Consider the following 10,748-nt stretch of genomic DNA (forward strand, 5'->3'; position numbering starts at 1 on the left):
TCCTTACACTGGCCCTGCGTTTATCGTTTCGGACGGTTTGTGGCCGGTTCGCGCACCGCCAGCGGCGCGAGCCGGCCGGGAAGGCGCAGCGCGAGTGCGAGCCCGACGAGCGCGGCCGCCGCCGCGGTGAGGAACGGCAATCCAGGGAGCGACGATCCTATTCCGAACAACAGCCCGCCCAGCGCGGATCCGATTGCCTGGCCGAGGCTCGCCGCAGCGGTCTGGCGGCCGAGCGCGCCGCCCTGCGCCCTGCCTGCGGCGAGCGATACCCAAAGCGCCAGGATCGGCGACAGGATGCCGGCGCCTGCCGCGATCAGCCCGACGGCGACATAGAGCCTGCCCGGCGTTTCCATCCAGGGCGCGAGCGCCAGCGCACCCGCGAGCGCGGCAAAGGCCGGCGCCAGCAGCCAGCGCGTGGCGCGCGCCGGGAACCAGGGATTGAACACCAGGGCCTGGGCTATGACCATCACCAGGCTGCACTCGGTGAACATCAGGCCGATTTCGCCGGGGCTGAGGCCGAGGGCCTGTTGTGCGCGCAGTGCGAGCGCAACTTCGAAGATGCCGATCCCGGCCGCGACGATTCCCGAGAGCGCCAGCAGTCGCGGGACCAGCCGGGCGCTCTCATGGGCGATTGGGCCGCCTGCCGCCGCGTTGGAGGGCGGCGTGCGGCCAGGCAGCGTCAGCCAGAGCGCGAGCGTACCGCCCGCGCCTGCCGCGGCGGAGACGAGGAAGGGCGCGCCCGAAAGTGGCATGCCCTCACGCCACATCCCGGCGACAAGGCCGCCGATCATCGGACCCACCAGGAACCCGCCCACGCCCGCGATCGACAGCCAGGCGAAGCGCCGCGCCCGCCAGTTCTCGTCCGGCGCCCAGTCGCCGATCAGCGCCATCGATACCGGGATGACCGCCGCGGAGAATCCGCCGGTCAGGAACCGGCCAAGGTAGAGCGCGACCAGGCTGTCGACAAAGGCGAACAGGAGCAGGCTGAGCGTGAACCCGGCCATGCCCGCCAGGATCACGCTGCGTCGCCGCTGGCGGCGGTCCGAGAGACGGCCCCACAAAGGCGCGAACAGGAACAGGGCGAGCGTGTATGTGCCGGTAAGGAGGCCGGTGTGCCAGGCCACGTCCGGGCCCGCGCCAAGCCGCAGCTCGAGGAGGAACGGCAGCACGGGAAGCGCGATGCCGTAAGCGAGCGACACGCAGAACGCAGCGAGCAGTAGCGCCGCGAATGCCCCGGCCGGCAATCCGGGCTTCACACGGCGGCCGCGGCCGGACGTTGCGCCGCCTCCCGACCGATGCCCGCAAGCCTGGTCCGCTTGAGCATCAGCGCGTTGATCGCGACCAAGGCCGAGCTGCCCGACATCGCGAGCGCCGCGATCTCGGGGCTGAGCAGCATCGGGTAAAGCACGCCGGCCGCGAGCGGAAAGGCGATGAGGTTGTAGCCGACCGCCCACCAGAGATTCTGGTGCATCTTGCGCAGCGTCGCCCGCGACAGCGCGAGCGCGCCCACGACGTCATACGGATCGCTCCGCATCAGCACCACGTCCGCGCTTTCGATCGCGACGTCGGTGCCGGCGCCGATCGCGAAGCCGACATCGGCCTGGGTCAGCGCGGGCGCGTCATTGACTCCGTCGCCGACCATCCCGACGCGCTGGCCCTGCGCCTGGAGCTCCTTGACCTTGCCGGCCTTGTCGCCCGGCAGCACGTCGGCGAGCACGATCTCGACCCCGAGTTCCTGGGCGATGCGCCTGGCGGTACCTTCATTGTCGCCGGTGAGCATCGCGACCTTGACCCCGCGCGCGCGGAGCGCCGCGACGGTGGCCCTGGCGCTCGGCCGGGGCGCGTCGGCGATGGCGATCAGGCCGAGGAGTTCGCCACCGCGCGCGACATGGACGACCGTGCGGCCGGCGCCCTTGAGCCGCTCGGCAGTCGCCTCGAGCGCGCCGAGCGCGACCTTCTCCTCGTCCATCGCGAGGCGGTTGCCCACCACCACGGTCGCGCCCTCGACCTCGGCGCTCGCGCCCCTGCCTTCGCGATTGGCGAAGCCGGTTGCCGCCGGGAGCGTGATGCCGTCGGCGCGCTCGAGGACGGCCAGCGCCAGCGGATGCTCCGAATTGCGCTCGATCGCACCTGCGACGCGCAAAACCTCGTCCTCGGTATAGTCCGGAGCGGCGACCAACTCGACGACCTTGGGCTGCCCCATGGTCAGCGTGCCGGTCTTGTCGAAGATGATCACGTCGAGCTTGGTCGCCTCCTCCAAGGCGCCTGCGTTCTTGAACAATATGCCATGCATCGCGCCCAGCCCCGTGCCCACCATCACTGCCATCGGCGTGGCGAGCCCGAGCGCGTCCGGGCAGGCGATCACGAACACGGTGATAGTGAGCGTGAGCGCGAACAAGAGCGATTGGCCGACGATCCAATACCAGATCGCGAAGGTCGCGAGCCCGATTAGGATCGCCGCCAGCACCAGCCATTGCGAGGCGCGGTCGGCGAGCAGTTGTGCGGGCGCCTTGGAATTCTGGGCCTCCTGCACGAGCTTGACGATCTGCGCGAGCGCGGTGTCGGCACCGATCTTGGTCGCGCGGTAGCGGAAGCTGCCGCTGCGGTTGATCGTCGCCCCGATCACATTGTCGCCGGCGCGCTTGGACACTGGCATCGACTCGCCGGTCAGCATCGATTCGTCGACTTGCGAGGTGCCTTCGAGGATCTCGCCGTCCACGGGAATCTTGTCGCCCGGCCGGATCAGCACCACGTCGCCGAGCCGCACCTCGGCGGTCGGCACTTCGATCTCCTTGCCCTCGCGCAGCACGGTCGCCTTGGGCGGTGCCAGGTCCATCAGCGCCCGGATCGCCGCCGACGCGCCGGCGCGCGCGCGCATCTCGAGCCAATGGCCGAGCAGGATGAACACCAGCAGGACCGCCGAGGCCTCGTAGAATTGCTGGCCGTCGAACAGGAAGGTCGCGCCGACGCTGAACAGATAGCCGGTGCCGACGCTCAGCAGCACCAGCACGGCCATGTTGAGCACGCCGTTGCGCAGCGCGCGGACCGCGGCGACCGCGAACGGCCAGGCCGGATAAAGGATCGCGGCGGACGCCAGCAGGAACAGGGTCGTGTTGAGGCTCAGGCCGAACATCGGCTTGAGCAGTGGTTCGCCCATTCCCATCGGCGAGAGCGCGAAGATCGGCAGCGAGAAGAGGAGCGCGACGAAGAAGCGATTGCGCATGTCGCGCGCCATTTCGCCCATGTCCATGCCGGCGCCATGCCCCATCTCATGCGCCATGGCGTCGTGCGCCATCGCATGCGGCGCGGGCACGGCTCCCGCTTCGACGGAGGAACCGTGCCCATGCGGGTGATGCGCGCCCGCATGGGCGGCTTCGTGACGCTCCCCGCCCGAAGGCATTTCTGCCGCCGGCGCGCAAATATGCGCGGGAAGCACGCGTCCTCGGCAATGGAAGCCGCAATCGCCGATCGTGCGGCGCAGATCGGCCTCAGCCGTTCGCGCCGCGTCGAAATCGACGGTCACGCTTTCCGAACCAGGATTGGCCTCGGCCCGTAGGACCCCCGGATTCTGCAAGAGCAGCCGCTCGATCGCGAGATGATCGAGCACTTCGAAGAGGCCGCGCGCCTCAAGCGTCACAGTCTGCAAGGCAAGCTCCGATATCTCGCGCGTCGGTCCTGGCGCGGCCCGACCGGCGAAGCGAAATGCTATCCGTTCCTGCGGCACGCGTCACGTGTCGCACGATCCCCTGCGCGGGTCAGGGCTTCGATCCGCAGCAACCGCCGCCCGATGCCGGCCGCGCTTCTTCCGGACGCGGCTGCTTTGCCTGGCCCGCGCCCGGACGGCCGGCGTCCGCCTTGCCACCGCAGCATCCCGACTTGCGGCCGCCGTCGCCCTGGTGACTGCTATGATCGGTATGGCTCGCCATGTCCTGTCTCCTTCGCTGGCGGACTTCGGTCCGCCCTGATCGAAGGACGCGCTCGGAGCATGAATCTTACAGCGGCGCGCGATCGCTCGGCCCGCTCGATTCTCATGGCTGCGTCGGTCGCCTGGCCGCGCCACGGGGCGACGGGAACTGCTTGGTGGCCTCGAGCAGCACCAGCAGGAGGGCTGCGGATCCGCCGGCCACACCAATGTCGATCCCATGGAGCGGACCGAACTTCAGCATGGCCCGGATCGGGGCGACGGTGAGGATGAGTGTCGTGATCGCGACCACCGCGCCGAACACATAGCGCAGCGCGACATTGCCGCGCACGAGCGCATGCAGCAGCGACGTATCGAACGATCGGTTGACCAGAATCAGCGCCAGGATCGCGCCGACCAGCGCGAAGAAGGTGAGCGCACGCACTTCCGCTTCCGGCATGCCCAGATGGCTCGCCAGGAGAAAGATCGCCGCGAGCATCGCGAAGGCAAGGCTGCCCTGGAATACGCTCCAGCCGATCATGCGGATCGAGAACAGGCGCTCGTCGGGATCGCGCGGCTTGCGCCGCATGAGGTCCGCCTCCTCGCGCTCGGCTTCGAACACCAATGCGCAGACCGGATCGATGATCATCTCAAGCAGCGCGATATGGATCGGGCCGAACAGGATCGGCAGGCCGGTGACCAGCGGCAGCAGCGCCAGCCCGGCGATCGGGACATGGACCGCGAAGATGAACGCCATCGCCTCGCGGATATTGTCGTAAATGCGCCGCCCGAGCCGTACCGCATTGACGATCGAACCGAAATCGTCGTCGAGCAGCACGATCGCCGAGGCCTCGCGCGCGACGTCAGTGCCGCGCTTGCCCATGGCGACGCCGATATGCGCGGCCTTGAGCGAAGGCGCATCATTGACCCCGTCGCCGGTCATCGCGACGATCTCGCCATCGGCCTTAAACGCGGACACGATACGCAGCTTCTGCTCGGGCATGATCCGCGCGAACACCGTCACCGTCTTGAGCCGCTCGGCGAGCTGGGCGTCGTCGAGCACCGCGAGTTCGGCTCCGGTCAGCACGTCGCCGTCGACGATTCCGGCCTGGATGGCGATCGCGCGCGCGGTGGCGGCATAGTCGCCGGTGATCATCACCACCTTGATGCCCGCTGCGCGGCATTCCGCGACCGCTGCCGGCACGCTTGTCCGCAGCGGGTCGGCGAGACCGATCAGACCGGTCAGGGTGAACGCATGATCGAGCTGGGACTCGGGCCAGGCTCCGTCCGCCGAAGTCGACGCGCTGGCGACGCCGAGCACGCGCATGCCGCGTTCCGCCATGGCGTCGACCGCGGCGGTCAACCGCGCGCGCGCATCGGGGGTCAGCCTGCACAAGGTTGCGATCGCTTCGGGCGCACCCTTTGCCGCAACCCTGCAGTCGGTGTCGTTGCCCGCATCGCGCCAGATGTTCGACATGGCGAGCAGGTCGGCGCGCAGGCCATAGCCATGCGCGAGCACCAGCCCCGCGCGGCGCTCCTTGAGCGCCGCAATGCCCGCGCCCGCGTCATGGAACGCAACCTCCATCGGGTCGACCGGCACCGCCGCGCTCGCCAGGATGCTCGTATCGATCAGTTTGTGGAATTGCGGGGCGGCTTCGGTATCGCCGCCAATCGCCGCAGTCTCGCCCGAAGGAATCCAAAGGCTCGCCACCGCCATGCGGTTCTCGGTAAGCGTGCCGGTCTTGTCGGTGCACAGCACGGTCGCCGAGCCCAGCGTCTCGATCGCAGCCGCGCGGCGCGTGAGCACCCCGGCCTGCGCGATCCGCCACGCGCCCATCGCGAGGAAGATCGTGAGCACGACCGGAAACTCTTCGGGCAGCATCGACATGCCGATCGCAATTCCGGCAAGCACCGCGTCGAGCCAACCGCCGCGCAGCAGCCCGAACAGCAGCACGACGAGCAGGGCGACCCCGCCGCCGCCCAAAGCGCACAGGCGCACGATCCGCGCGGTCTCGCGCCGCAAGCGCGGCGGCTCGGTGTCGAGCGTCGCGAGCGACTGACCGATCCTGCCGATTTCGCTGCGCGGCCCCGTCGCAGTCACCCAGGCCAGGCCGGCACCCCGTGTGACGAGCGATCCCGAATAGACCAGCGGCTGGTCCTCCCCACCGGGCCGGTGCCCGCTTTCGAGCGTGTCGTCATCGCCTGCAGCGCGCTTGCGCACCGGCACGGATTCGCCGGTCAGAAGCGATTCGTCTACCTGGAGGTCGTCTGCGGTCGCCAGCGCCGCATCCGCGGCGATCCGGTCGCCCTGTTCGAGCACGAGCAGGTCGCCGCGCACTACCTCGCGTCCGGATACGCGGACGCGCATGCCGTCGCGGATCACCAGCGCTCGCGGAGCCGAGAGATCGCGCAGCGCCTCGAGCACATGTTCGGTCCGCGTTTCCTGGATCACCGTGACCGCGATCGAAAAGGTCGCGAAGCCGAGCAGGATGAGCGCCTCGCCGAGGTCGCCGAGGAGCAGATAGGCGCCGCCGCCCGCCAGCAGCAGTGCCAGCATCGGCTCGCGGATCACTTCGCCGAGGATCCTGAGCACCGAACGCCGATCGGCGCGCGGGAGCTCGTTCGGCCCCTCGCGGGCGAGGCGATCGAGCGCTTCGCCGGAGGTCAGCCCGCTGCGGTCTTCGCTTTGCCTGGCAGGCGATTGGGCGGTCAAATGCGTGCTTCTCTTTTGCTTCGCGCGTCACTGGTCAAGGCGTAAGCCGGAAGATAGCCCGCGCACGACTTGCCACCAACCAGTCACACTCGCATCAGCATCGGCCCTCGCATGTCCGCTTGAGGCATTTGCCCATTCGACGTCGCCGGGTTCGTTCCCCGCAAACCTTCGCACGCTTGCGCTGCGCGCCACGCGGTCAAAGCCTCGGCGGAGTAGACGACGCGCCGCCCGATCTTCCGGAACGCCGGGCCGGTGCCCATCCAGCGATAGGTCTGCATCGTGCCGACCGTGAAGCCGAGCATCGATGCGGCGGCGCGGGTGTCGAGCCACTGCGTCCGGATGACCGCCCCGAGCACCGGGTCAGGCTTCGGCGCTTCCGCCTCGCATTGTGCTGCCCAGAAGGCCATGAACGGGTCTTCCTCCTCGACGTCGTTGGCCGCGGTGACTGCGAAGTTCTCGTCGAGGTGGCGGGCGATCTCGTCGGAGATGCGGTCGACCGCGGATTTGAGCGGATGGTCCGACAGATGCGTGTAGCGTTCGGTCGTCTTCGCGCTCTTGTGCCCGAGCAGCGCGCCGATGATCAGCATGCTGTCGCCGGTCGATGCGCCGATCGAGGCAAAGCTGTGCCTCAGGTCGTGAATGCGCACGTCTTCGAGCCCCGCGGTCTTGCGGATGCGCGCCCAGCAAGCTTGGAGGTCAGTCACATGCGTGCCGTCCTTCTTGCCGGGGAGCAGATAGGGATTGCCGACGACCTGCGGGACCGCGGCGATCACCTTCATTGCCGGGGCGCCAAGATGCACCACCTTCGCCCCGGTCTTGCTGTCCGGGAGCCGCAGGCAGCGGTGGAACGGGTCGATATAGCTGCGCTTGAGCGTGAGGATTTCTCCCCTTCGGCAGCCGGTCAGCACCAGCAGCCGGAGCGCGGCGATCGCATAGGGGCTTTCCACCCCGAGCGACGCCGCCGCGGCCAGCGCTTCGCCGAGCCGGGCGAGCTCCGCCGGCGAGAGGAAGCGCTCCATCTTCTTGCCCGGAAATTTGCGGACGCCGATTGCGGGATTGTCGAGCCGCAAGCCCCGCACCACGGAAAAGCCCATGACTGCGCTCAGGGTCGTAACCGCTTGGTTGGCCGCGCCCTTGCCGCCACGCACGCGCGATAGTCCGCGATGCCCCGTCTTCTTCCTTCGCGCGGTCTTTCCCGCCGCAATGTCGCGGAGCAGCTGCTCGACATCGGCGCGCACGATCTTGGACGCGCGCCGCATGCCCAGGAGCGGCTTGATGTGGTTCTCGATGTTGTTGCGAGCGGCGCGGATCGAGCTCTCTTTTGCGGTTATCAGTGCTTCCACGAGATAGACATCGCAAAGCTCGCCGAGCATGAGTTCTCTGCGTTCATTTATGCGCTCCTGCTGCGGGTCGACGCCGTCTATGATTTTTCCCAATAGACTTTGCGCTTCCTGGCGTGCCGCTTCCGGCGTCCAGGGCGACCCGTGCGTCCCGATCTTGAAGCGGCGCTGCCGCCCCTCGAACCGGTACTGGAGGACATAGGTGAGCGCACCGGCGGGTGAGATTCTCAGCCCAAATCCATGGACATCCGTGTCCCACAGGACCCGGTCCTTGCCATCCGCCTCAAGCTTGTCCACTACTCGCTTGGTCAAGCGAACCCGCGCCTCTGCCATACGAACTCCCGGAACCCGACCTCAGACTTGCCGCTGGGGCCCGCAAACTGGAAGCACAGCGGAAGCTAGCGGCATAAATTGATGGGTCAGAGTGTCGTATTTTGGCAAAGATCGGTCAAGCAAAAATGGCGGAAATCGTAGGTTTGGATAGTATAGCGCAAGTAACAAAGTCGGTTGGTAAGGCTGAGGTCGTGAGTTCAATCCTCACCGGCAGCACCATTTTTTCAATGACAAGGCCTCGTCAGACTCCTCACCCTCAGCGCCGGGTCAGGCCTGGGCGCCAGGCGGTGCCGGCGGGGCGGTAGCGGTCCATTACGCGGAAGCCGGGGTCCATTCCCTGGGCGCGGTCGCGGGTCACGCGCGCCGGGGCGATCGGGCCGTCGAAGCGCAGGCCGAAGCGCGTGCCGTCCGCCCAGGCGACCACCGCCGCCACCGCGCCGATGCCGGGCAGCATCGCCTCCACCGGTTCGCCGGGGCACAGCCAGATGCGCGTGCTGCCGCCCAGCCCGCCCGCCGATATGTTGCGCACCACCGCCTCCGCGCTGCCGAAGCGCGGCGCGCGGAGCGTGGCGTTGAGGATGCGGCGTTCGCGCGGGGGCGCGCTGCGGGCGTCGTGCCCCGGCGGGATGCGCGTGCGATCGTCCATCTCCGGTCTCCCGGTCCCTCGACGATTTCCTCCGCGGCCACGATGCCCCGGGCCGGCTGAACCGCGGCTGAGCGGCGTCGCCGCTCTGCACAGGTGACGGCGGCCGAACAGCCGTTACAAGGGGCCGGGCATGGACACGCAATTCGCCGCGCTCGATTGGCTGGTGGTGGGGCTCTACCTGCTGGTGATGCTGGGCGGCGGCTGGGCTTTCGCGCGGCTGCGGCGCGAGGAGCTGGGCGAATATTTCCTGGCCGGGCGCAGCGTGCCGGCGTGGCTGGCGGCGGTATCGGTGCTGGCGGCGACCCAGTCCGCCGCGACCTTCCTGGGCGTGCCGGACCAGAGCTTTCGCGGCGACCTGGCCTATCTGGGCGCGGTGATCAGCCCGTGCATCGCGGCGCTGTTCGTGGCGCATGTGCTGATCCCGCGCTTCTACGCGATGCGCGCGACCACCGTGTACGAGCTGCTGGAGCGGCGGTTCGACGCGCGGGCAATGCGCTGGGCGGGGGGCATGTTCCTGGTGGGGCGGGTGCTGGCGGGGGGGGCGCGCGTCTATCTGGCGGCGATCGCGCTGGCGATGGTAGCCTTTTCCAGCGTCAGCGCGCCGGCGATCCTGTCGGCGGCGGCCATGGTGATGGCGGCGGCGTTCCTGTTCACCTTCCACGGCGGGCTGAAGGCGGTGATCTGGAACGACCTGATCCAGTTCACCGTCTATACCGGATCGGCGGTGGCGGTGCTGGCGTTCCTCTATCTGTCGATCCCCGCGAGCAACGCGGAGATACTGGCCGCGCTGTCCGCTGCGCCCGGGGGCGTGGACAAACTGCGGCTGCTCGACTGGAGCCTGGACCTCTCGCATCCCTTTTCGGTGCTGGCGATGATGACCGGGCTGTTCCTGCTCAACGTCGCCAATTTCGGGCTGGACCAGGACACCACCCAACGCCTGCTCGCCAGCCCGGATGCGCGGACGGGCGCGCGCGGGCTGATACTGTCGGCGCTGGGCGCGATCCCGATCATCGCGGTGTTCATGGCCGTGGGGCTGCTGCTCCACATCTTCTACCAGCGGCCCGAGCTGATGGGGGAGAGCCACCGCGTGGCCAGCAGCTTCTCGGGCGAGAAGGTGACGGTGTTCGTCCACTATATCCTGACGCAGGTGCCGCCGGGGCTGCGCGGGCTGGTGACCGTGGGGGTGACGGCGGCGGCCGTGGCGACCACCAATTCGGCGCTGAACGCGATGAGCTCGGTGATGATCACAGACTTCTACCGCCCCTGGAAGGAGGCGCGCGGCGGGGCCGGAGGGCCGCACTATGTCCGCGCCGGGCGCTGGGGGATGGGGATCGTGGCGGTGGCGATGTTCGGCACGGCGGCGCTCAGCTTCTACTGGCAGCGCTATACCGATATGCCGCTGCTGGAGTTCGCGCTGCAGGTGATGGTGTTCGCCTATGCCGGGCTGCTGGGCGTCTATCTGGTCGCGGTGTTCACAGGGCGGGGCAACACGTTGTCGGTGATCGCGGCGCTGCTGGGCGGGTTCGTCACGGTGCTGCTGCTGCAGCCCTTCATGATCGGCCCCGCCGGCCTGGCCTTTCCATACCAGCTTTGCATCGGCACCGCTGTGGCGGCGCTGATCTGCGCGATCCCGCCGGGAAGCGGACAAGCGCTCCGCCGCTGAGCGATTCTGCGCCCCGCGCCCTTGCAACCCGCGCGCAATCCCGGCATCCGGCGCGCGAGCCGTTCGGGAGGATCAGCATGAAGACGCGGGCCGCGGTGGCATTTGAGGCGAAGAAGCCGCTGGAGATCGTGGAGGTGGACCTTGAGGGTCCG

General features: G+C 68.6%; 7 protein-coding genes. 1 reads left to right on the forward strand and 6 read right to left on the reverse strand.

Annotated features, from left to right (window positions below):
• Positions 1–20 precede the first annotated feature (20 nt).
• The 6 genes from OM513_RS14835 to OM513_RS14860 form a co-directional block, all read right to left on the reverse strand.
• Complete coding sequence (locus tag OM513_RS14835; RefSeq protein WP_264945304.1) at positions 21–1,256, reverse strand: MFS transporter; 1,236 nt, start codon at positions 1,254–1,256, stop codon at positions 21–23.
• A complete protein-coding gene (locus OM513_RS14840) occupies positions 1,253–3,637 on the reverse strand; it encodes a heavy metal translocating P-type ATPase (RefSeq protein WP_264945328.1) in 2,385 nt (794 codons plus the stop codon). Before OM513_RS14840 ends, OM513_RS14835 begins: the two co-directional genes overlap by 4 nt.
• 118 nt (positions 3,638–3,755) lie before the next feature.
• A complete protein-coding gene (locus OM513_RS14845) occupies positions 3,756–3,926 on the reverse strand; it encodes a hypothetical protein (RefSeq protein WP_264945306.1) in 171 nt (56 codons plus the stop codon).
• A 102-nt stretch (positions 3,927–4,028) separates the two neighbouring features.
• Complete coding sequence (locus OM513_RS14850) at positions 4,029–6,614, reverse strand: cation-translocating P-type ATPase (RefSeq protein WP_264945307.1); 2,586 nt, start codon at positions 6,612–6,614, stop codon at positions 4,029–4,031.
• Between the two features lie 83 nt (positions 6,615–6,697).
• Positions 6,698–8,287, reverse strand: a complete 1,590-nt coding sequence (locus OM513_RS14855; RefSeq protein ID WP_264945308.1) for a tyrosine-type recombinase/integrase — start codon at positions 8,285–8,287, stop codon at positions 6,698–6,700.
• Positions 8,288–8,543: 256 nt separating this feature from the next.
• The gene (locus tag OM513_RS14860) at positions 8,544–8,933 is read right to left on the reverse strand and encodes a hypothetical protein (protein ID WP_264945310.1); all 390 of its coding nucleotides are present in this window, start codon (positions 8,931–8,933) and stop codon (positions 8,544–8,546) included.
• A gap of 130 nt (positions 8,934–9,063) precedes the next feature.
• Between OM513_RS14860 and OM513_RS14865 the strand changes: the two genes are divergently transcribed.
• On the forward strand, positions 9,064–10,596 hold the full coding sequence (locus OM513_RS14865; RefSeq protein WP_264945312.1) for a sodium:solute symporter family transporter: 1,533 nt from the start codon (positions 9,064–9,066) through the stop codon (positions 10,594–10,596).
• The last annotated feature ends 152 nt before the right edge of the window (positions 10,597–10,748 follow it).

It is taken from the genome of Sphingomonas canadensis, assembly GCF_026013525.1.
Classification (GTDB): domain Bacteria; phylum Pseudomonadota; class Alphaproteobacteria; order Sphingomonadales; family Sphingomonadaceae; genus Sphingomonas; species Sphingomonas canadensis.

What these genes read in the sequence shown, in the direction of transcription:
- OM513_RS14845 (WP_264945306.1), bottom strand. Translation starts at nt 3,926, where the DNA reads ATGGCGAGCCATACCGATCATAGCAGTCACCAGGGCGACGGCGGCCGC.
- OM513_RS14855 (WP_264945308.1), bottom strand. Translation starts at nt 8,287, where the DNA reads ATGGCAGAGGCGCGGGTTCGCTTGACCAAGCGAGTAGTGGACAAGCTT.
- OM513_RS14860 (WP_264945310.1), bottom strand. Translation starts at nt 8,933, where the DNA reads ATGGACGATCGCACGCGCATCCCGCCGGGGCACGACGCCCGCAGCGCG.
- OM513_RS14865 (WP_264945312.1), top strand. Translation starts at nt 9,064, where the DNA reads ATGGACACGCAATTCGCCGCGCTCGATTGGCTGGTGGTGGGGCTCTAC.